This is a genomic window from Thiocapsa rosea (assembly GCF_003634315.1).
Classification (GTDB): domain Bacteria; phylum Pseudomonadota; class Gammaproteobacteria; order Chromatiales; family Chromatiaceae; genus Thiocapsa; species Thiocapsa rosea.
Genome location: NZ_RBXL01000001.1, coordinates 3,384,392 through 3,405,427, shown reverse-complemented (window position 1 = coordinate 3,405,427; position 21,036 = coordinate 3,384,392). Strand labels below are relative to the sequence as shown.

Below are 21,036 nucleotides of genomic sequence, written 5' to 3'. Positions count from 1 at the left end.
CGACGAGACCTCCCCGACGAGACATCCATGGCAACACGCTACCCTTTGATCCTGGTCGACGCCTCCGGCTACCTGTTTCGCGCCTATCACGCCCTGCCCAAACTGACCAACTCCAAGGGCGAGGCCACCGGGGCGCTGATGGGTGTCGTCAGCATGCTGCGCAAGCTCATCGACGAGCATCGGCCCGACTACATCGGCGTGGTCTTCGACGCGCCCGGCAAGACGTTTCGCGATGCGATCTATCCGGAATACAAAGCCAATCGACCGGCCATGCCCGACGAGCTGCGCGAGCAGATCCTGCCGCTGCAGGAGGTGATCCGGGCGATGGGATTGCCCCTGCTGGTGATCCCGGACGTGGAGGCCGACGACGTCATCGGCACGCTCGCGACCCGCGCCGCCGCTCAGGGCATCCCCACACTGGTCTCGACCGGGGACAAGGACATGGCGCAGCTCGTCGGCGAGCATGTCACGCTGGTGAACACCATGACGGATACGGTGCTGGATCCGGCGGGTGTCGCCGAGAAGTTCGGCGTGCCGCCCGAGCGCATCGTCGACTATCTGGCCCTGATGGGCGACAGCGTCGACAACATCCCCGGTGTGCCCAAATGCGGCCCCAAGACCGCGGCCAAGTGGATCGCCGACTACGGGGATCTAGACGGGGTGATCGCCAATGCGGAGAAGATCACGGGCAAGGTCGGGGAGAATCTGCGCGCGGTGCTGGACCAACTGCCCCTGTCGCGTGAGCTGACCACCATCAAGCGTGATGTGGCGCTCGATCTGGAGCCCACGGATCTGCGCCCTGCCCCGCCGGATCGCGAGACCCTGCGTGGTTGGTACGAGCGCTTGGAGTCACGCCGACTGCTCGCCACCCTCAAGGACTCCGACACCGGCGCCGGGGAGCCGGATGCCGCCGAGGCATCGACGGAATCGAAGCCAGAATCGAAGCCGAGCCAGACGTACGAGGTCGTCCTCACGCGAGACGCCTTCGATGCCTGGATGTCTCGAATCGAATCCGCGGACCTCTTCGCCTTCGATACCGAGACGACCGACCTCGACTACATGCGTGCTGAGCTGGTGGGCCTGTCGGTGTCCGTCGAGCCGGGCACGGCCGCCTATGTCCCGGTCGCCCATGTCTACCCGGGCGCGCCGGATCAGCTCGATCGCCTGGAGGTGCTCGAACGGCTGAAACCCCTGCTGGAGGATCCCGACCGTCGCAAGGTCGGCCAGAACCTCAAGTACGACATGAGCATCCTGGCCCGTTACGCCGTCGAGCTGCGCGGTATCGCCCACGACACCATGCTCGAGAGCTATGTCATCGACAGCACGGCGACCCGCCACGACATGGACTCGCTGGCCAAGAAATACCTGGACCACGACACCGTTCATTTCGAGCACATCGCCGGCAAGGGCGCCAAACAGCTCACCTTCGATCAGATCCCGCTGGAGCAGGCCGGACACTATGCCGCCGAAGACGCTGACGTAACCCTGCGCCTGCATCGCGCACTCTGGCCCCGTCTGGAAGCGATCCCGAGCATGGCCGCACTCTACCGGGACATCGAGATCCCCCTGATCCCCATCCTCTCGCGCATGGAGCGCCACGGCGTACGGATCGATCCGGATTTGCTCGCCGTTCAGAGCGGGGAGCTTGCCAAGCGCATCCAGGAGATCGAGATCCGGGCCTACGAGACCGCCGGGCGCCGCTTCAACATGGGCTCGCCCAAGCAGATCGGGGCCATCTTCTTCGAGGAGCTGGGTCTACCCGTGGTCGCCAAGACGCCGACCGGAGCCCCCTCGACCTCGGAGTCGGTCCTCGAGCAGCTCGCCGCCGACGGCCATGCATTGCCGGATCTGATCCTGCAGCACCGCAGCCTCTCGAAGCTCAAATCCACCTACACCGACAAGCTCCGCCAGATGGTCAACCCGGACACCGGGCGGGTCCATACCTCGTACCATCAGGCGGTGGCCGCCACGGGCCGGCTCTCATCCAGCGATCCGAATCTGCAGAACATCCCGATCCGCACCGACGAGGGTCGCCGGATCCGCCGCGCCTTCGTTGCCGAGCCGGGGAACCGGCTGCTCGCCGCCGACTACTCCCAAATCGAGCTGCGGATCATGGCCCATCTCTCGGGCGACGAACGGCTGCTCGCGGCCTTCGCGAGCGGGCTCGACATCCATCGCGCGACCGCCGCCGAGATCCTCGGGCTTGCACCCGAGGCGGTCACCGGGGAGCAACGCCGCTCGGCCAAGGCGATCAACTTCGGACTCATCTACGGCATGTCCGCCTTCGGGCTCGCCAAGCAGCTCGGCATCGAGCGGGGTGCGGCACAGGACTACGTGGATCGTTATTTTCAGCGCTATCCAGGGGTCAAGGACTTTATGGAGCGTACCCGCGCCCAAGCGCGCAAGGACCGCTATGTCGAGACCCTCTTCGGCCGGCGGCTCTATCTCGCCGAGATCGGGCACAGCAACCAGAGCCGGCGCGCTGCCGCCGAGCGGACCGCGATCAACGCACCGATGCAGGGTACGGCGGCCGACATCATCAAACGCGCCATGATCGCGACGGACACGTGGATCCAATCCGAACGTCCGCCGGTTCGGATGATCATGCAGGTGCACGACGAGCTGGTGTTCGAGATCGCTGCCGATGCGGTCGAGACGGCCGGCGCGCGCATTCGCGCGATGATGGAATCCGCCGCGGAGCTGGCTGTTCCCTTGATTGTCGATATCGGGGTGGGAGACAACTGGGACGAGGCCCATTAATCTAAATCGCGCCCGGGGTGATGTGTGTCGGATGCGGGTGCGCGAAGGCTCGGCTTTACACGCAACGAGCGGCAATGCGCGATTTAGATTAAGGTTTTACTATTAAGGCATTGAAAGTGTTCTGCCGATATGTCGATCCCGGACTGACTTCCTGTTGCATTCGGAAGGGCGTATTAGGGAATACCCCATCAGGTGATTTTTTCGCCTTAAACCGCGTCGAGAGCGAGATGCTCATTTTCGAGTGAACTCGGCGTTTGGTGAATCCAAGACCCTTAAGCGGGACGCGGATTAAAATATTAGAGTTTTGAGTATTTTAAACCGCGCCGGCTCCAGCGATTGTTAAGTCTGCCGGGGCCGATCCCATCCAAAAACATCGCATACCACGCTGGGCGCGGTTTAAACATCAGAGGAACTTACTCAAGTGTACCGGGTCATATTTGCCGAGCGCATCGGGGTTGCTCATCCCCCCTGAGGGCGACCCCAAATCCCGGCATCCCCAAGCCGGGGAAGCGATTACCTCGGAGTCCATACCCCTGGACTCCGGGGGTTCTTTTTCCGGATTCCCGGACCACAATCATTCTAAACCCATTTAACTCGCTCCCGACCGGATCCCGGACGCGGGACGATCGTGTCATCAGGTTGACATGACTCTGCCTTAAACTCGCTCGACGGCTATTTTGCCGCGCGAGACGGGATGAACGGGAATGCTGCCGGTCGATATCACACTGATCCTTCCGACGCGCGACGAAGCCCACAATATCCGGAAATTTCTGGCCTCCGTTCCCGCACAGATTCGGCTCATCGTGGTGGATGCGAGCCGGGACGAAACGCCGAACCTGATCGAGACCCTGCGTCCCGAGCGCACGCTCGTCCTGCGCGAACCCGGATCCGTCACACAAGCGAGACAACGGGGCGCTGATCTTGCGCGGACCGATTGGCTGCTGTTCAGCGATGCCGATATCCTGTTTCCGCCGGGCTATTTCGACCAGCTCGCGGCCCTTTCCGGGAGTGCGGTGTATTACGGACCGAAGCTCTCCCGAGACCGCTTCAGCGCCTATTACCACCGGATCGCACGCGCCCAAGCGCTTAGCCACGCCTGTGGAATACCGGCGGCATCGGGCTCCAATCTATTGATCCGGCGGGATGCACTCGCATGCGTGGGCGGTTTCGACCTGAGACTGACCTGCAACGAGGACTCGGAGGTCGTTTGGCGTCTTCGGCGCGCGGGTTTTCGGGTGTCGTTCCGGAAAAACCTGGTCGTTCACGCGACCGATCATCGGCGCATCGAGCCCAGCCGATTGCGCAAGACGCTGCATTCGATCGCGCGCTGCATCCTGCTTTATACGAATCTGATGCCGGTGAAATATCGCACATACGACTGGGGCTATTGGCAACATCGCGACGGCTGACGAAGACGACTCCGTCCTCGGCAAGGTTCATCGTTTCGTCACGCGACTTCAACCGATTCGTCAAGTCGAGCCTCTACTATCGCGCGAAACCGAAGATCAGGGGAGAGACTGTCCAATGACCATCGAACGCCGCTACTGCGCCCGACATCCGATCGACCTTCATGTCTCGATCCGTTATCGCAAACGCCGCTTCATCTGCGCCCGAGGCTGCAACCTGTCCGATCAGGGGATGTTCTTGGAGGTCAGCAATCTCACCCTCCCGAGCGGTGTCCTGGTCGAGCTCGAGCTTGAGTGTCTCGGCAAGGGATGGCTGATCCCGGCCATCGTGGTCCACCATCGCGGGTCCGGCATCGGCGTCATGTTCCGGGATCCTCAACCTGCCCTTTACCGCGGTCTGACGCGGGACATGACCCGACAGCCGCCGCCACCGCAGGCCGCCGACGCGACCGGTCGTCAGCTCAACCGCGTCCAGAGCGAGAGGCTCATTTTCGAGTGATTTCGACATCTGGTGCATCCGCAGCCCTTAGCGAGGACGCGGGTTAAGGTAACTTGCGGGAATCAACATCCCAACTGCGCAGACGATGGGTCGGAAGTGACGCCAACGGTCGTCGCGAAGCGGCGACACCCCCGGATAGACGACTTGCAGTCGTCCTTTTCAGCCGGCCCGACGGCCCGCGAGGTCGCAGTCAACGCGACGCACTCGAGAACCGCGCTGAACGCGCTTTGGCACCGGTTTCCGTTCAAGACGCGTAGACCAATCCGGGCAACCAGGTCGCCAGCGCGGGCCAGAGCGCGAGAAGGCCAAGGACGAGCAACTGAATCAGAATAAAGGGCACCACACCCTTATAGATGTGGAGCGTCGTGATCTCGGGCGGAGCCACCCCGCGCAGATAGAAGAGCGAGAAGCCGAACGGCGGCGTGAGGAAAGAGGTCTGGAGATTGATGGCCATCATCACGCCGAGCCAGACGGTATCCAGCCCCATCGCGAGCAACACCGGACCCACGATCGGGACGACCACGAAGGTGATCTCGATGAAGTCCAGGATGAAGCCGAGCAGGAACATCACCAGCATCACAAGCGCCACTGCGCCGACGACACCGCCGGGCAAACCGGTGAGAAATTCCGTGACCAGGTCGTCGCCGCCGAAACCGCGAAAGACCAACGAGAAGATCGCGGCACCGATGAAGATCAAGAACACCATACTGGTCACCATGGTGGTCTGACGCACGACCTCGCGCAGGGTCGACACGGTCAGCCGACCACGCACCGCGGCCAGGATCAGTGCACCGACTGCACCCACCGACGCCGCCTCCGTCGGCGTCGCTAACCCGCCGAGGATCGACCCCAACACCGCCACCACCAGGAACAGGGGCGGGATCAGCACCGAGACGACCCGCCAGGCCAGCGCGGCGCCATTGATCGGACGATCCTCGCGCGGCATCGCCGGCACCGCCTCGGGGCGGAACACCGCGACACCCACGATGTAGAGGATATAAAGGCCGACCAGCATCAACCCGGGCACCAGCGCACCGATGAAGAGATCGCCGACCGACACGGTCTCCGGCGACCAGATGCCCATATCGAGTTGCGCCTGCTGATAGGCCGATGAGAGCACATCCCCGAGCAAGACCAATACGATCGAGGGCGGGATGATCTGGCCCAGGGTCCCCGATGCGCAGATGGTCCCGGCGGCCAAGCTCGGCGAATACCCGCGGCGCATCATAATCGGCAGGGACAGGAGGCCCATGGTCACGACGGTGGCACCGACGATTCCGGTACTCGCCGCCAGCAACATGCCCACCAGGGTCACCGAGATCCCGAGCCCGCCGCGCAGGGGCCCGAACAGCATCGCCATGGTGTCGAGCAGGCTTTCGGCGACCCGCGAGCGCTCGAGCATCACGCCCATGAAGACGAAAAGCGGGACCGCGATCAGCGTCTCGTTGGTCATGACGCCGTAGAGACGGTTGGGCAACGCCTCGAGAAACGCCGGCTCGAACAGCCCGAAGACCTCGCCGACCAAGGCAAACGCGAGCGCCGTACCGCCCAGCGAGAGCGCCACCGGGTATCCGGCCAGCAGGGTGACGACGACACCGACGAACAGCAGGACAGGCATCAGCTCATGCACGACCGATCTCCCCGTCGGAGGTCGGCAGCGCCTCCTCCATCCCCGCCAAGAACAGCCCATTGCGCAGCGCGTTGGACAGGCCCTGCGCCAACAGCAGGATCGGCATGATCAGGATCAAGGTTTTCAGCAGATAGACGGCCGGAAGGCCGCCTGCCTCGCGCGATGCCTCTTGAACGCGCCAGGATTCCGCGACGTAGGCCCAACCGAGCCAGATGATCAGCACGCACACGGGGATCAGCAGCAGGAGCGTACCGATCAGATCGACCCGCGCACGCGCACGACGCGAGAGACGCTCATAGAGGATATCCACACGCACATGGCCGTTGCGCCCCAGCGTATAGGCGATGCCGAGCATGAAAAGGACGGCATGCATGTAGGTCACCGACTCCTGCAGCGCAATCGAGCCGATGTCGAACGCATAGCGCAGCACCACCACGGCGAAGGTCACCAGCACCATCGCAAGCGAAAGCCAGGTCGCCCACTCGCCGATCCGTCGGATGACGGCGTCGATCCGATCGGCGAGAACAAGCAGACGCGCCCGACCGCCCGGGCGGGGATGGTTATTCATACAGGGCTCCAAGCGTGGGGCTCACCGAGACACAGGCGACTCGGGCGATGCGTCGGATCCGCCTGAACGGAGTCGGCACCTCGCATGACCGCAGAGTCAAGATCGACAGGTCATCCCGGACGCGACTCGATCCGTCATCAATTCCATTCGAACAGGACCCACTGCGGGATCGAGATGTTGTTCGCCGCATTCTCCTGCATGTCCAGGATGCCGTCGCCATTGGTGTCGAAGAGGAAGTAAGGCGGTCCGAACTGGGGTTGGATCCGGACCATATAGAGCACCCCGCGGATGCGGTACTCGTAGATGACATCGTCGCCGGATTCGATAATGGTGATCTCGGGCTCCACCGGCTCGCCGGTGATCGGAGATGGAATCACCGTCGGCACCTCCGGAAAACCACCGCCGGCAGCCGCCGGTGGCTCCTCTTGCGCATACGCCGCCCCGAGGCCGAGCAGCAGCGGGATCGTCAGCAGGATCGTTTTCGTCACGGGACCACCACCTCACCGTCGTTTGAAAGATCTGCATGGTAGTACGAACGCACCCGGATTGCCTCATTCGGACATGCGCTCGACCGGGGCCGATAGGGTATCGTTGTCGGCCCCGACCGGAGGCGGCCTCGCGCGTCGCGAGGACCCGATCGTCTCGACCCCACAGGTTCCTGCATGACCGGACTCAACCCCCGACAACTCGAGGCGGTGCACTACACCGCCGGGCCGCTTCTGGTCCTGGCCGGCGCCGGATCCGGCAAGACACGGGTGATCACCCGCAAGATCGCCCACCTCATCGGCGAAGGCGGGATCTCGCCGCGCCACATCTGCGCACTCACCTTCACCAACAAGGCGGCTCGGGAAATGCGCGAGCGGGTCGGCAGCCAGATCAGGGGTGCGCAGACACGCGGCCTGACGATCTCCACCTTCCACACGCTTGGGCTCGACATGCTGCGTCGACACCCGGAGCACGCCGGGCTGCGCCCGCGCTTCTCCTTGCTCGACGCCCAGGACGCCGAGGCGCTGATCAAGGAACACCTGCGTCACACCAGAGGCGGCGATGCCTTCAGCCCGGCGGCCATCCAACACCGCATCTCGCGCTGGAAGAACGACTTAGTCGACCCCGCGCAGGCCGCCAGCCGGGCCGAAGACGACTTCGAGGCCCGACTCGCCGCGTTCTACGCCGACTACGAGCGCAGTCTGCGTGCCTACAACGCGGTCGACTTCGACGACCTCATCCTGGGTCCGGCACGGATGCTCGCCGAGCACACGGAGCTGCGCGAGACCTGGCAAGGGCGGATCCGGTATCTGCTGGTCGATGAATACCAGGACACCAACGGGGCGCAATACGACCTGGTGCGCCGGCTCGTCGGCCCGCGTGCGGCCTTCACCGTGGTCGGCGACGACGACCAATCCATCTACGCCTGGCGCGGCGCACGGCCCGAGAACCTGGCCCGGCTGCAGACCGACTACCCGCATCTGAAGGTCATCATGCTGGAGCAGAACTACCGCTCCAGCGCGACCATCCTCGGACTCGCCAATACACTCATCGCGAACAACCCGCACGTCTTCGAGAAGCGGCTCTGGAGCGAGCACGGCCAGGGCGAGCCGCCGCGGGTCCTGCACTGCAAGGACGAGGGCCACGAAGCCGAGCAGGTGGTCTCCGAGATCCTGCATCTGAAGTTCGCCGAAGCGGCGGATTTCGGCGACATCGCCATCCTCTATCGCGGTAACCACCAGGCGCGCCCCTTCGAGAAGGCCCTGCGCGAGCACAACGTGCCCTATGTCCTGAGCGGCGGCACCTCCTTCTTCGCCCGCGCCGAGGTGAAGGACCTGATGGCCTACCTGCGCCTGATCGCCAATCCGGAGGACGACGCTGCCTTCCTGCGCATCGTCAACACCCCGCGCCGCGAGATCGGCCCGACGACCCTTGAGAAACTCGCCAACTATGCCCGCGAGCGAGGAATCCACCTGCTGGATGCCTGCGGCGAGCTGGGGCTGGGCGAGCACCTGAGCGAGCGCCAACGCGAGCGCCTCCACGCCTTCACCGCGCTGGTCTCCGAGCATGCCCGTCGCGGCGAAACCGACCCGGTCGGGACCATGCGCACCCTGGTCGAGACGATCGACTACGCCTCCTGGCTGCGCGAGCACGCCTCCAGCCAGGCGGTCGCCGACCGCCGTTACGCCAACATCACCGATCTGCTCGACTGGCTCGGCGCACTCAAGAAGGGCGAGCTGCAGGAGAAGTCCCTCGCCGAGATGGCAAGCCATCTCACCCTGATGGACGTCATGGAGCGCCAGGACGAGGAAGAAGGCGGCGACCGAGTCAGCCTCATGACCCTGCACGCCGCCAAGGGACTGGAGTTCCCCCACGTCTTCCTGGTCGGTATGGAAGAGGAGCTGCTCCCGCACCGCACCAGCATCGAAGAGGAGACCATCGAGGAAGAACGCCGACTCGCCTATGTCGGCATCACCCGCGCCCAGCGCACCCTCACCTTCACCCTCACCCGTCGGCGCAAACGCTACGGCGAGTGGGTGACCAGCGAGCCCAGCCGATTCCTCTCCGAGCTGCCCAAGGATCAGCTGTGCTGGGACAACGCGCGCCAGGAGACCCCCGAGAACCGCAAGGCCCGCGGCCTGAGCCATCTGCATGCGCTCAAAGGCATGCTCGACGTCGACTAAACCGCGTCCAGAGCGAGATGCTCACTTTAAGAGCGAGATGCTCACTTTACGAGTGAGCTCGACGTTTGGTGCATCCACGGCCATTCGCGGGGAGGCGGTTCAAAATGATTTATTTTTTAATCTCTTAAACCGCGCCGGCCTCCATCGGTCGTCAACTCTGCCGGGGCCGATCCCATCCGAAAATTTCGCATACCGCGTGAGGCGCGGTTTAGCCTCGGACGTGTCGACCAACAGCCGACCCTGCTCAACCCGAGCGCAAGAGCGCAAGATCGGCATGGACGACCGCGGCGGATCGCAGTATCCTTCAGGGCCTTCGCCGAACCAGACCCCGATCTCGCCTCGAATCGCAGCAGTCCGGACAGCGAAACCCCTCAAAGCGCCCGTAGCTCAGATGGATAGAGTACAGCCCTCCGAAGCTAGGAATCACTGCTCCGGACAGGCACGAGGCTAGAAGTCAAAAGTCGTCAATGCGCCCGTAGCTCAGATGGATAGAGTACAGCCCTCCGAAGGCTGGGGTCACAGGTTCGAATCCTGTCGGGCGCGCCAAATCAACGCGTTACAAGTCCATTCGTTTTAGTCTAGTTTGTTGTACCTGTTTTTGTGCCATTTTGGACCTCGAAGACTTCCCGGATCACCCGCAGCTCGGAGCCGGGACGAACCACCCGCTCGGCCTCCTCGAGCAACCTCGCCAAACCCGGCGAGCTGTAGTGCAACGTGATGTCGCGATGCTCGTGTCCGAGCAACGATCTGCGGATGTCGAGCGGAATCCCCGCGTCCGCCGCCCGCGCCCCGAACGTGTGGCGAAGATCATGCACCCGGATACTCAGTCCGGCGGCCTTGCATGCCGTTCGCCAGCCGTGGTTGTTGATCCGGTAAAGCCCTCTGGTCTTGCCGTCTTTGTCGGTCTCGGTGCTCGGAAACACCCATTCGGTATCCTTCCCGCGCTGCCGCTCGATCACGGACCGCGCGGCCCGATTGCAGATCAGGAACCGCCCGTCTTGCTGGCTGGCGCTCTTGCGGCTGCTGGACTTGCGCACTTCGGGCGGAATCCACCACACCGACCCGGTCGGCATCCCCTGCTGTGCGCGGTGCTGATTCCATCTCAGCGTCGTGATCTCCGCTTGACGCGCCCCCGTCGCCAGCGCAAACAGGACAGGCCCGACGAGGTGCGACCGTAGGGCCTCGATCAATGCGTCCTGCTCGGCCCAAGTGATCGGCCGCGGCTGGCGCTCCCCCCAATCCGGCGCCCGCAGTCTCGGCGGGGCCAGCGTAAGCCACGGGGTATTGCCGTCCCGCAACACGCGCGCGGCGAAGTTCAGCACCGTCGAGACGGTACGCAACGCCCGGTCGACGGTTCCGCTCGACCTCGTCCCCCGCTGCGCATCGATCCAGCCTTGCAGCGTTCGCTGATGCACATGCGACAAGGCAAGATCGCCGATTCCCGGCAACAACATCCGCACGTCCTGCAGTGCGCGTGTGCTGTCCTTACCTCGCCGCTCCAGATCGGCGATGTACTCGGCCGCTGCCTCGCTCCATGTGTGCTCGGGCGGCGCGACGACGACGGGCCCGGCAAGCAACTGCGCCCGAACCTCCGCAACGCGCCGATTCAGGACGACGCCGGCCTCTTTTGCCGAGCGGCATCCAGTTGACTCGCGAAGTCTGACGCTCTCCCCTCCGAGCGTGACGATCTTGTTGATGTGCCAGATGTCGCCCCGGAGCTTGAGCCCCGGCGCGTGTTTCGTGTCTCGCATGCCTGTCTACCTCCTTGCGAGACGCCCGCAGGATAGATTTTAGTCTGGGAATCGGCCCACGCGTCCAGATCCGCGCGGTCATATCGCTTGCCCGTGCGCCCGATCAGGATGTGGGGCAGGAACGGTGCGGCGACGGCGTCGAACGACGTAGCCGACATCCCGAGGTACTCGGCGGCTTCCGGGCGGTGGTAGAGGCGCTTCATTCGCTTGCGTGCCTCGTATCCGGATTCGGAGTGCCTTGCTCGGCACTCGAGGAAGTGATGCGCTTCGGCCTTGCGTCGTCCTCGCCCTCGCGCGACGGCCGAGACACCTTCAACGCACAGATAGGACAATCCACGGCCCGACGTGAGAACGCACCTTGCACGTACGGGATCGCACAGTGCTCGCAGGTGCGGAAGAGCACGAGCCCCGTGGTCAGGTCGCGGGCGATCACCCAGCCATGATTGATGTCGAGGGGTGCACCGAGCGTGTCGGATGCCGCCAGCCGCGTCATCTGCTCCAGATAGAGGCGATGCCCCGTGAGCAGCGCCTCGATGTCGATGCTCCGCTGAACCGCCGCACCGCCGAAGGCGCGATATAAGCCCGCGAACACCGACGCGGTGGCCTGCCGACGCGCCGTGCCGAGGAGACTGCCGGTGCTCGGCAACTGACCGGGCAAAGGCTTGCAGCCGTGGATCTCGTGGTGCAGTTCGCGCAGCAACGCCGGCCGTAGACCGCTGATCCGTCCGACGAGCGAGGTGCGCATGCCCCGTGTGATCAGGGTAATCGCCAGCTGTGTTCTGGCGTGATGCTGAAGTCTCACGGTCGGGCGACCTCCTCGGCGGAGAGCAGAATCACCTGCAGCCCCGGCCCGAGTGCGGACAGCCCGGTCGTCCGAAGACGTTCCTGCAGCCAGCGCAAACGAAAGCGCGGTCGAAACAACAGCACGCCCGAAGCGGCCAGCTCGCGCAGCATCGCGAGAGAGGCGTGACGCAGGATGTCCAGCAACTCCCGGTCGAGACCATAGACCAAGAGGGCCTTTTCGGCGTCCGAACGGGCGAGTTCGCGGGCGCCGAGCAGCCACATCAGATTCAGGGTATCGACCTCGTGATCGAGGCAGGGCGCAGGGCTTGTCCGAGAGGGTTCCCCGTCGGGGGCCGAGGGTGTGTCCGTCATCTTCGTTCTCACGGCAGAAAGACATGTTGATGGTGTTATAATCGTGCGGATAAAGCGATACTGTCAAACAAAAAAGCATAATAAGCGACATTAAAAGCGCTATAAAGCGAATTCTGAGCGCTCGACTCGGGTGGTATGGCCATGACGACTGACAATCAAGATTATGATTTATTTCACGAAGTCTTCTGGGATGCTGCCGGATTCGCGGCGCGTCTGGCACGCGCCAAGGGCGTGCTGTCCACGAATGCGTTCGCGCAAAAGTGCGGTATCTCCGAGAGCATCTTCCGCAAGTACCTCGCGGGCGCGAGCGTACCCGGGGCGGACAAGCTGGTCGATATCGCCCGCGTAGCCGGTGTGTCCCTGCTCTGGCTGGCAACCGGACAGGGCCACGCCGAGGACGGCACGGACGCGATGGTCCGGGGCCCGGTCGACGTGACTTTGCTGGAAACCCTGCTTGAGTCCGTGGAAGCCGGACTCGACGAGATCGGCGCCACGTTGACGCCGACGAAGAAGGCCAAGCTGGTCGCGGCGCTCTACAGCCTCTATCGCAGCAGCGAGGATGTCCGCAAGGCGCCGGTGTTGGAGCTCGTCAGGCTGGCGAGCTGAACGTGACCGAGTGCACGGTTCAGCGAATCCGCCCCGGAGTGACGGTTGCACGACGCTTTTTTGCGTTGACTCGGTCGATGCCGTGGGCGACGATCCGATGTGTTTGATATCAAGTGCATATTTCGGATCACGGGACAGCGGAGGTTTTTTCGATGGTCGACAAGAGTGATGAAATCCGTTCGACAATTCGCGGGATTATGGGCGACAGCGTGCCCAAGCCGAGGCCGTCGGAGGTGGCGATGCCGGCGGTGAGCATCGATTTCGGCGGCATCAATCTGAAGAACGACAATGCGTTCGAACCCGCGCATCCGGATCATCGGATCGATTTTCCCGCGATGGCGGCTGCACCGTCGGCGGTTCAGCGCTGCCACCGACAGCAACGTAGCCTGCTGCGGGTGCTCGGCACTCTGCTGATGTTCGCCGCCATCGCCCCGCTGTACCTGGTGGAGTTCCTGTCGGACATGCCCGACAACATCATTTTGACCATCGGGTTTGTCATGCTGGTCTTGAGTCTGATCAGTTTTACGATCGCGACGATGCTCGAATCATCCTGATCCGACGACGGCTGCTCATAAGCGAGCGGCCGCTTCTCTGTCGGGCGACGATTGCCGATGCGGCCCGGTCGCGACGGTACCGCAGAGCCTCGCGCGCCATCGGCAGAGCACACCTTCCAGCGATTGCGCGGGCGATCGGGCCGTCCGTCCATCCACCGCATGGACCGGCGGAAAGTGCCACAAGCCCGGGCCAGCCGTCATCCTCCCCTGTTCGTCTCCTACTGTTCGGGTGCCGGGCCGCCCCGGCCGGGCTCGCTGGTCCACGTCGCTCCCGATAGCCGATAAAGACCCCAAAACACGCGAAAGGCGTCGAAAAGCGTCATCTTGAGCTGCTTCGCCGCGCACGCAATCGGCCTATCATCTGTTCAGCGTTCGAGGACGCTTTCCGCACCGGCTTAGGCTTCGGCCACACTGCCGGCGGGGCGATTTCTAGCGCGTTCCATGTCGGCGGCGGCAGCGTCACGATCTGCCCGGCCTGCCGGCACGGATATCACAGACAGCGATTCGGAGCCCGGAATGAAGAGCACCATCGGAGGAAACCTCCGTCACCTGCGCAGGCGATCCGGTCGGACCCAAGCCGAGGTGGCCAAGCGCGCCGGGGCCTCGCAAGCCTGGATCTGCCGCATCGAGACCGGCGACGCCAACCCGACCCTCGCCAGCCTGCGCCGCATCGCCCGCGCTCTGGATGTCGATGTGGTGGATCTGCTGCAACGCCGCCCCGAGCAGGGGCGCCCGACATGAGCCGAGCGGCACGCGATTGGGCTTGGGACTGCCGTGGACTAACGCCGGCACAGCGCTTGGTCCTGCTGGCGTTGGCCGAGCATGCCGACGAGGCGGGTGGCTGCTGGCCGTCGTTGTCGCGCCTGGCCGCGCGTGCCGAGGTCGATCGGCGCACCGTCACGCGTTGTCTGGCGGCACTCGAGGCGCGCGGTCTGATCCACCGCGCGCGCAGCCGGCCGCAGCGCACACTCTATAGCCTTGCGGTCGGCACATCCCCCGCGCAGGTGCCGACCCGCGATGGGGAGACGGCGTGGGGGAGTGAACCCATGCCCCTCGACGACGGACCTGCGATCGTCTTGGATCCGCTCGACCCGACGGGGCCGAATCCCCGAAGCGGGGGCGTCACGCCCCTGCACCGGGGGCAACAGACCCCGAAACGCAGACCCGATCCGGCGCGCCCGATTCCGCCCGACTGGGGTCCCGGTGCGCGGGTCCTGAGTTGGGCCGCCAAGCAGGGTATCGCACGCGACTGGGTCCAGGACCAGGTCGAGGAGTTCGTCGCCTATTGGTCCGACACCGGGTCGCACCGCACGAGTTGGGACGCCACCTTTATCCAGCGCCTGCAGACCCTGCAGGCCCGCACGACGCAGAGGCCACCGCATGAGCCGACCGGACGACTCGCCGACAAAGACTACGCCCGCGGCGCGACACCGCTCGATCGCATCCCCTGGCTGCTGCCGGCTGATGTCGCTTGAGGAGCTGGCGGAGCACGGACGCCGCGAGATCCGACAACTCCTGGCCGCACGCCGGGACGAGGCGCAGCGGCGGCTCGAATCGGCCGTCGGACGCTGCGGAATCCCCCCGCGCTTTCGCGCGAAAACCTTCGAGAGCTATCGGGCCACGACGCCGGAGCAACAGCAGGCCTTGAGGGTCTGTCGCAGCTACGCGGCGCGCTTTGCGGGCGGCGCCCGTCACGGCGACAGCCTGCTCCTGCTCGGCGGTCCCGGCACCGGCAAGACCCATCTCGCCTGCGCCATCCTCGCGAATGTGATCCGGGCCGGCCACACGGGGCTGTTCATGTCCGTCCCGGCCGCGCTGCGCACGGTGCGCGACACCTATGCGACGCGGGCGGCGTGCTCGGAGAGCGAAGCGCTGGCCATGCTGACCGACCCCGACCTGCTGGTGCTCGACGAGGTCGGACTGACGATCGGCAGCGACGACAAACGCCGCGCGATGCTGTTCGACGTGCTCGACACGCGTTATGCGAACCTGCGTGCCACGATCCTGATCGGCAATCTGACCGACGAGGAGATGGAGCGCTACCTCGGCGAGCGGATCATGGACCGGCTCTGCGAAGGCGACTCCGCCCTGGTGTCCTTTACCTGGCCGAGTTATCGGCGCAGCGGGGGTGACGTTTGATGTGATCCGCCGGCGGGCGCAGTCGGCACGTCCGGCTCCTCGGCCGGCGCAGCCCTTCTTCTCGTCGGACCAAGGAGGTAGGGAGCGCACGCAGGAGCGAAAGGGACGCGGCGAACCCCGAACGGACGACATGGGTACCTCGCAGGCCGGACCGGTCCCCGACAGGGGGTGAGCGGCCGCACGGAATGGGCACGCCGATGCAACGGGACAAGAAACGCCAGAACCGATGCGGCCCCTGGAGCTTCGCTCGCGATCCATTGCATCATGGATCGGATAGCGATCCCGATCTGCGGAGAATCCCCCGATGACAGCCCCAACCATCCCCCGCCTGAGCCTGGCCCACCTGCCCACGCCCATCGAGCCGCTGCCGCGGCTGTCGGACCTGCTCGGCGGTCCTCGGCTCTTCATCAAGCGAGACGACCAGACCGGCCTCGCGCTCGGCGGCAACAAGACCCGCAAGCTGGAGTTCCTGGTGGCCGAAGCGCAGGCGCAGGGTGCCCGGACCCTCGTCACGACCGGCGCCTGGCAATCCAACCACTGTCGCCAGACCGCCGCGGTGGCGGCCCGCTGCGGGATGGACTGCATCCTGGTGTTGACCGGCGAGCGTCCCGCCGAAGCAACCGGGAATCTGCTTCTCGATCACCTGCTGGGTGCGCGAATCGTCGCGACACCCGAACGCCGCGACCGCGATCGTCTCCTCGCCGAGACCGTCGAGACGGCCGCTGCTCAGGGCCAAGCCCCTTACATGGTTCCATACGGCGGCAGCAGCCCGACCGGAGCGCTGGGCTATGCCTTTGCGATGCAGGAGGTCCTCGCGCAGGGGGTCGAGGTCGACTGGATGGTCTTCGCCACCTCCAGCGGCGGCACCCAGGCCGGACTGGTGCTGGGGCAGCGCGTCTTCGGCTACCGCGGGACACTGCTCGGGATCAGCATCGACGAGCCGGCATCCGCGCTGACGTCACAGGTCGCCGCCCTGGCGAGCGATGCAAGCGCGGCGCTGGGCGCACGCATCGCCTTCGAGGCCGCGGACGTGCACGTCGACGACCGCTACTGCGGACCCGGCTACGGCGTGATGACCGACCTCGAGCGCGAGGCGATCCGGCTCTTCGCCCGGACCGAGGGCATCCTGCTGGATCCGGTCTACACCGGGCGTGCCGCCGGCGGTCTGCTGGATCTGATCAGCCGAGGCTACTTCCCGAGCGATGCACGCATCCTGTTCTGGCACACCGGCGGACAGCCGGCGTTGTTTGCCGAGCCGTACCGCAATGCGCTGAACGAGATGCCCACCGGGCATGCGTCGGGGGTGGGTTGAGAGCACCCTTCCGTTCATCGGTGACAGAGTGCTCGAACCAGACGATTCATCACACCCGTCACAACGTCCGATAGTCCTCCACATACCGGTTTCCCTTGCCCTGAACACGCCTGATCCGCCGGTTGCGCTCGATCTCCCACGCATCGGGCGGATCGGCGTTGTTCCAGACCGCATAGAGCTTTTCGTCCTGCCGACTCAGGCGAAAGCCATAGGTATCGCGCATGTAGAACATCGTCCGGGCAATCTCGCCACGCACCGCGTCGGGGGGTTGAACCCGGCGCAGGACCGGATCGAAGCCGATCGCACAGTCGCCCAGACGCTGCCCGGAGCGCAGCTCGCTCCAGTTGAAATTGGAGCGCGCCGCGTTGATCGCGCCGACCGCCGGGACGAGGTTGTGCAGATCGTTGTGGGCCGTGACGAACGTCGGGTCGACACGCTCGCAGCAGGCGCGCCCTGACAGGGTGTTCCCGCCGTCGTTCCGGCACTTGGCAAAGGCAGCAGGCTCCCGCCAACACCGTCGGAAATTGCCGAACTGAGATGCCGGGAAGACGTGCTCGGCCTCGACCCGTTGCGCGCGGATGCTGCCCTTCAACGTGCCGAGCCCGCATCCCTCGAGATCGGTTCGACCATTGCGGTCGTATCGGCAGCCGCAGTAGAAGGTGACCCGATGGCCGCTGTAGATGGTGTCGTAGAGCGCTGTTCTCGCCGCACTGAAGTTCAGCGCAATTCCCGTCTGATCGGTATTCGATGCACCGGGCAGCTCGAACGGCCAGAGATCCCGAGGCAACCATCCCGGCACTTGCTCGGCCACGACGCGAACAAGCTCCGGGATGTCCACCCCGTCCAGGTCGGCCAGCCAAGAGCCAACGCCGGCGGCCGTATCACGCACGACATCCAAGAGCAGGGTTCGGATATCGCGCGTGATCTGGATCGCACGCTGGCCATGCTCGGGCCAGTTCTGGACCAGCGACTCGGGCAGGAACGAGACCGAGCCGATGAGGGCCAACCCGATACCGAGGTTGCGCAGTCCGGTCAGACTGCCATGAAGGACCGGAACGAGACGGACGAGACCCGAGAACCGTGGAGATTGGCGCGGTGAAGGGCGTTTCGGAGACGGGCGGCGGGGCATCGGGGCGGATCTTCGTTACAACACGGCGGCCGGGCACTCTAGCAGAGCGCGCCGATGACAGGCACACCCGACCAGCCCGCGACCCCTTTCACCCGAGCGGCTGCATCACTCGGCACCTCGGATAGGTCGAACATCCCCAGAACTGATCCCCGGCCCTCGGCCCCTTCTTCACGGTGCGCAGGACGAGCGCGCTGCCGCACTTCGGACAGCGACGCTCCGCCAGCGGATCCGATCGCGTCTCGAGGCTGCGCACATGTGCCCGATGGGTGGCCAAGCCCGGCTTCAACCGGCCGCCTGCGATGCGGCGCAGGATGGCCTCGACCGCCGCCTCGGAGAACACCGGATCGCGGAAAGACCGGATGTAGCCGATGAAGCGGGCGCCTTGCGTCACGTTCTCCGGCATCGGTGTCTTGAAGGTACTGTCCCCGACGAAACTCACGACGGAGTGGATGGTTTCTGGCGGCACGTCGAGCAGCGCTTGTAGGGCTTTCACATGCTTGTAGTTCTGGAGCAAGGGATTCTGAAACCGGCTCGTGTGTTGGTAGATCTTCTGCGTCCACTGCGCCTGACGCTCGCCGCCGAAGATCCAGCCCTTCATGTTCTTGGTCTCGATCACGAAGACGCCGTAGCGCGAGACGACGACATGATCGATCTGAGTGGTGCCGTCGGGGGTCGGCAGGGTGAGATCGTGGACGGCTCGATAGGTCGCGCGATCCAGGCGAAGCCCGAGTGCCAACCGCACGAGATGCTCGCCCACGATGCCTTTCACCCGCGGCGACTTGAGCAGGGCGCCGAGGAGCGCCAGCGGGATCAGCCACCAGAGGGCGTTCACGAGTGGCGCGAGGACGAGCGTCGGATCCATGACCGGTGGGTTTCCTGGTGGGGGCTTGCGGTTTCAACAGCGCGGAAAGTGTAAGCCATTCCCGGCCGTCATGCGAGCTTGGGGACAGACTCGGCAGGAGGGGCAGTCGCGAGATGCCGACGACTCCGACCTCGACGAACCGGTGAGGTTGGTAAACTGACCGAACGCGAGGTGCATCGACTGCACCCCGGCCGTCCAACACGGAGAAGCCGATGGATCCGCTTTCCGCCGCCTTTGCGGCCTGCTCGCTCGCGCGCGTCGCGGTGCTCGGGGAAAACACCGCCGAGCAACGGCGACGCAAGGCCGACGCCTGTGGTCGTTACGCGATGCTGAAAGGACAGCCGTCGATCGCGGATCAGGAGTGACCCGGCATGCGGCCTTCACGAGGATCGATGCGTCGTCCCGTCGGCGTGCAGGCAACCGAAGACCGACCCGGAGGGAGAGACATCCGTGTGCGGACGCTACGCCCAATTCACTTCGCCCGAGGCCATCGCCGAACTCTTCGGCGCGATCCGCGACATCGCCGACGTCGGCCCGCGCTACACCGCCGCCCCGATGCAATGATTGCCGGTCATCCGCCAACGCCCGAGCGGGGAGCGGGTCGTGCAGACGCTGCGCTGGGGTCTGCTCCCGAGCTGGGCGAAAGACGAGACGATCGCCAACCGCCTGATCAACGCCCGTGCCGAGACCCTGGCCGAGAAGCCGTCATCCCGCACGGCCTACCGCAAGCGTCGCTGCATCGCCCCGGCCGACGGCTTCTACGAATGGGCCAAGCGCCCGGACGGCAAGCAACTCCTTTGACATCCATGTCTCCGACGCTCCAGAGGCCGTGGCCCGCTGGCTCGATCCGGCGACCGAGCCGGATGCGCTGAGTGACCTGCTCGGCCCCTGTCCGGACGCACGGCTTGCGCCAACGCCGCGACGACCACCCTCACCCCGCCCGCACCACCCCCGACACCACCCCGAGGATCTCCACCTCGCCCTCCTCGAACACCAAGGGGTCCATGGCGTCGTTCGCCGGTTGCAGCCGGATCCCCTCGGGCTCCCGGTAGAAGCGCTTGAGCGTGACCCCGTAGCCGTCGATCCGGGCCACCACCGTCTCGCCGTTCTCCGCCGTCGGGCGTTGCTCCACGACCACTAAATCGCCCGTGTCGATCCCGTCGTCGGTCATGGAATCACCGCGCACGTACAGGGCGAAGCTGCGATCCGCGGCATGACGCTTCACCAGACGGGCCGGGACCATCAGGGTCTCGCGCTCCTCGACCGCGACGACCGGCTGACCGGCGCTGACCAGACCGAGCAGCGGCAGTTCGACGGCAGGCTCCTCGTCAGGATCGAACGGCTCCACCTCGGGATACCAGGTGGGGCGCAACTGTCTACGAATCGGTTGCATCATGTGGTCCATCGCGATCTCCTGGCGGTGATGGTTTGTTTCACGAGTTTAGCCATAAATCAGCGATGATGCGCGCACAATACGCGACAAATCGTGTCATTATCCACTTAAAGTCGGAACGCCGCAGCGTCCGAACACGGCACCCGGCAATGCGGCTTGCGTGTTCACGATAACGTCGCACGCGATCTCGACCATGGCATTGACGATCGCATGCTCGGATTCACCGGCGCGCCGAAAGTCGGTGCGGATCCCGATGATTGTCGCCTCCGCCGCCTTGGTCGCGAAGAAATACCCGATCTCCCACGCGGTCCCGTCGTCGACCTGGGTGCCGTCGAGCAGGGCGATCAGCACATCGGCACGGTCGAGTTCGGTCTTGCAGCGCCGGAAGATCTCCGCGCGTGACCCGACCCCCAAGGCAGCGATCTCCTCGGGCGTGATCAGCTCGTAGGGCCAAACGATCTCGATGGGCTCGCCCCGTTGCGACGCCTGCTCCAGCAGGAGACCTTTGGTCTTGCGGTGCCAGTCGCGTTCGGCTTCGGTGAAGAGCGGTCCTGCCAGGTAAATGACGCGCATGATCATCCCTCGACTTCCGGTGTATTCGTC

General features: G+C 64.8%; 23 protein-coding genes and 1 tRNA gene. 14 read left to right on the top strand and 10 right to left on the bottom strand.

Annotation, left to right across the window (positions count from 1 at the left end; all coding sequences use genetic code 11):
* The first annotated feature begins 27 nt into the window (after positions 1–27).
* From polA to BDD21_RS15330, 3 genes are all read left to right on the top strand, one after another.
* Positions 28–2,760, top strand: a complete 2,733-nt coding sequence (gene polA, locus BDD21_RS15340) for a DNA polymerase I (protein ID WP_120797880.1) — start codon at positions 28–30, stop codon at positions 2,758–2,760.
* Between the two features lie 704 nt (positions 2,761–3,464).
* Positions 3,465–4,169 (top strand): glycosyltransferase family 2 protein, encoded by a 705-nt coding sequence (locus BDD21_RS15335; protein ID WP_120797879.1) that lies wholly within the window; start codon positions 3,465–3,467, stop codon positions 4,167–4,169.
* A gap of 115 nt (positions 4,170–4,284) precedes the next feature.
* On the top strand, positions 4,285–4,665 hold the full coding sequence (locus BDD21_RS15330; protein WP_120797878.1) for a PilZ domain-containing protein: 381 nt from the start codon (positions 4,285–4,287) through the stop codon (positions 4,663–4,665).
* A 244-nt stretch (positions 4,666–4,909) separates the two neighbouring features.
* On the opposite strand, the gene BDD21_RS15325 is transcribed toward BDD21_RS15330, so the two are convergent.
* From BDD21_RS15325 to BDD21_RS15315, 3 genes are all read right to left on the bottom strand, one after another.
* The gene (locus BDD21_RS15325; RefSeq protein WP_211335071.1) at positions 4,910–6,295 is read right to left on the bottom strand and encodes a TRAP transporter large permease; all 1,386 of its coding nucleotides are present in this window, start codon (positions 6,293–6,295) and stop codon (positions 4,910–4,912) included.
* Positions 6,288–6,863: a TRAP transporter small permease subunit gene (locus tag BDD21_RS15320; RefSeq protein WP_120797877.1), complete on the bottom strand. Its 576-nt coding sequence runs from the start codon at positions 6,861–6,863 to the stop codon at positions 6,288–6,290. The genes BDD21_RS15325 and BDD21_RS15320 overlap by 8 nt, the downstream gene beginning before the upstream one ends.
* 137 nt (positions 6,864–7,000) lie before the next feature.
* Complete coding sequence (locus tag BDD21_RS15315) at positions 7,001–7,351, bottom strand: DUF2782 domain-containing protein (RefSeq protein ID WP_120797876.1); 351 nt, start codon at positions 7,349–7,351, stop codon at positions 7,001–7,003.
* Between the two features lie 174 nt (positions 7,352–7,525).
* Here BDD21_RS15315 and BDD21_RS15310 point away from each other — a divergent pair, with 174 nt between their 5' ends.
* Together BDD21_RS15310 and BDD21_RS15305 are read left to right on the top strand one after the other, a co-directional pair.
* The gene (locus BDD21_RS15310; protein WP_120797875.1) at positions 7,526–9,532 is read left to right on the top strand and encodes a UvrD-helicase domain-containing protein; all 2,007 of its coding nucleotides are present in this window, start codon (positions 7,526–7,528) and stop codon (positions 9,530–9,532) included.
* Between the two features lie 469 nt (positions 9,533–10,001).
* A tRNA-Arg gene (locus BDD21_RS15305) sits at positions 10,002–10,078 on the top strand.
* 32 nt (positions 10,079–10,110) lie between these two features.
* Here BDD21_RS15305 and BDD21_RS15300 read toward each other — a convergent pair.
* From BDD21_RS15300 to BDD21_RS15290, 3 genes are all read right to left on the bottom strand, one after another.
* Positions 10,111–11,283, bottom strand: coding sequence for a tyrosine-type recombinase/integrase (locus BDD21_RS15300; protein WP_120797874.1), 1,173 nt, complete (start codon positions 11,281–11,283; stop codon positions 10,111–10,113).
* Between the two features lie 199 nt (positions 11,284–11,482).
* Positions 11,483–12,085, bottom strand: a complete 603-nt coding sequence (locus BDD21_RS15295; protein WP_120797873.1) for a FlhC family transcriptional regulator — start codon at positions 12,083–12,085, stop codon at positions 11,483–11,485.
* Positions 12,082–12,438 (bottom strand): flagellar transcriptional regulator FlhD, encoded by a 357-nt coding sequence (locus BDD21_RS15290; RefSeq protein WP_120797872.1) that lies wholly within the window; start codon positions 12,436–12,438, stop codon positions 12,082–12,084. The genes BDD21_RS15295 and BDD21_RS15290 overlap by 4 nt, the downstream gene beginning before the upstream one ends.
* A gap of 141 nt (positions 12,439–12,579) precedes the next feature.
* Between BDD21_RS15290 and BDD21_RS15285 the strand changes: the two genes are divergently transcribed.
* The 6 genes from BDD21_RS15285 to BDD21_RS15260 all read left to right on the top strand — a co-directional run bounded on the left by BDD21_RS15285 (position 12,580) and on the right by BDD21_RS15260 (position 17,049).
* Positions 12,580–13,044 (top strand): helix-turn-helix domain-containing protein, encoded by a 465-nt coding sequence (locus tag BDD21_RS15285; protein WP_120799954.1) that lies wholly within the window; start codon positions 12,580–12,582, stop codon positions 13,042–13,044.
* 152 nt (positions 13,045–13,196) lie between these two features.
* A complete protein-coding gene (locus BDD21_RS15280) occupies positions 13,197–13,598 on the top strand; it encodes a hypothetical protein (protein ID WP_147431101.1) in 402 nt (133 codons plus the stop codon).
* 516 nt (positions 13,599–14,114) lie between these two features.
* Entirely contained in the window at positions 14,115–14,339 is a 225-nt protein-coding gene (locus BDD21_RS15275; RefSeq protein WP_120797870.1) for a helix-turn-helix domain-containing protein, read from the top strand.
* Positions 14,336–15,073 carry a DnaT-like ssDNA-binding domain-containing protein gene (locus tag BDD21_RS15270; RefSeq protein WP_120797869.1) on the top strand — a complete coding sequence of 246 codons (738 nt, stop codon included), beginning with the start codon at positions 14,336–14,338 and terminating at the stop codon, positions 15,071–15,073. Before BDD21_RS15275 ends, BDD21_RS15270 begins: the two co-directional genes overlap by 4 nt.
* A complete protein-coding gene (locus BDD21_RS15265; protein ID WP_120797868.1) occupies positions 15,063–15,737 on the top strand; it encodes an ATP-binding protein in 675 nt (224 codons plus the stop codon). The genes BDD21_RS15270 and BDD21_RS15265 overlap by 11 nt, the downstream gene beginning before the upstream one ends.
* A gap of 304 nt (positions 15,738–16,041) precedes the next feature.
* Complete coding sequence (locus BDD21_RS15260; RefSeq protein ID WP_120797867.1) at positions 16,042–17,049, top strand: D-cysteine desulfhydrase family protein; 1,008 nt, start codon at positions 16,042–16,044, stop codon at positions 17,047–17,049.
* 58 nt (positions 17,050–17,107) lie between these two features.
* Here BDD21_RS15260 and BDD21_RS15255 read toward each other — a convergent pair whose 3' ends face one another.
* On the bottom strand, positions 17,108–18,178 hold the full coding sequence (locus tag BDD21_RS15255; protein ID WP_120797866.1) for an endonuclease: 1,071 nt from the start codon (positions 18,176–18,178) through the stop codon (positions 17,108–17,110).
* Between the two features lie 88 nt (positions 18,179–18,266).
* Positions 18,267–19,040: a nuclease-related domain-containing protein gene (locus BDD21_RS15250; protein WP_120797865.1), complete on the bottom strand. Its 774-nt coding sequence runs from the start codon at positions 19,038–19,040 to the stop codon at positions 18,267–18,269.
* 212 nt (positions 19,041–19,252) lie between these two features.
* On the opposite strand from BDD21_RS15250, the gene BDD21_RS27880 reads away from it, so the two are divergent.
* The 3 genes from BDD21_RS27880 to BDD21_RS28700 all read left to right on the top strand — a co-directional run bounded on the left by BDD21_RS27880 (position 19,253) and on the right by BDD21_RS28700 (position 19,841).
* A complete protein-coding gene (locus tag BDD21_RS27880) occupies positions 19,253–19,405 on the top strand; it encodes a hypothetical protein (RefSeq protein ID WP_170164773.1) in 153 nt (50 codons plus the stop codon).
* Between the two features lie 85 nt (positions 19,406–19,490).
* A complete protein-coding gene (locus BDD21_RS28705; RefSeq protein WP_245969632.1) occupies positions 19,491–19,604 on the top strand; it encodes an SOS response-associated peptidase in 114 nt (37 codons plus the stop codon).
* Positions 19,605–19,841: an SOS response-associated peptidase family protein gene (locus BDD21_RS28700; RefSeq protein ID WP_245969631.1), complete on the top strand. Its 237-nt coding sequence runs from the start codon at positions 19,605–19,607 to the stop codon at positions 19,839–19,841.
* A 130-nt stretch (positions 19,842–19,971) separates the two neighbouring features.
* On the opposite strand, the gene lexA is transcribed toward BDD21_RS28700, so the two are convergent.
* Together lexA and BDD21_RS15235 are read right to left on the bottom strand one after the other, a co-directional pair.
* Positions 19,972–20,445 carry a transcriptional repressor LexA gene (gene lexA, locus BDD21_RS15240; protein WP_120797864.1) on the bottom strand — a complete coding sequence of 158 codons (474 nt, stop codon included), beginning with the start codon at positions 20,443–20,445 and terminating at the stop codon, positions 19,972–19,974.
* A gap of 87 nt (positions 20,446–20,532) precedes the next feature.
* Positions 20,533–21,006: a nucleoside 2-deoxyribosyltransferase gene (locus tag BDD21_RS15235; RefSeq protein WP_120799953.1), complete on the bottom strand. Its 474-nt coding sequence runs from the start codon at positions 21,004–21,006 to the stop codon at positions 20,533–20,535.
* Between the last annotated feature and the right edge of the window lie 30 nt (positions 21,007–21,036).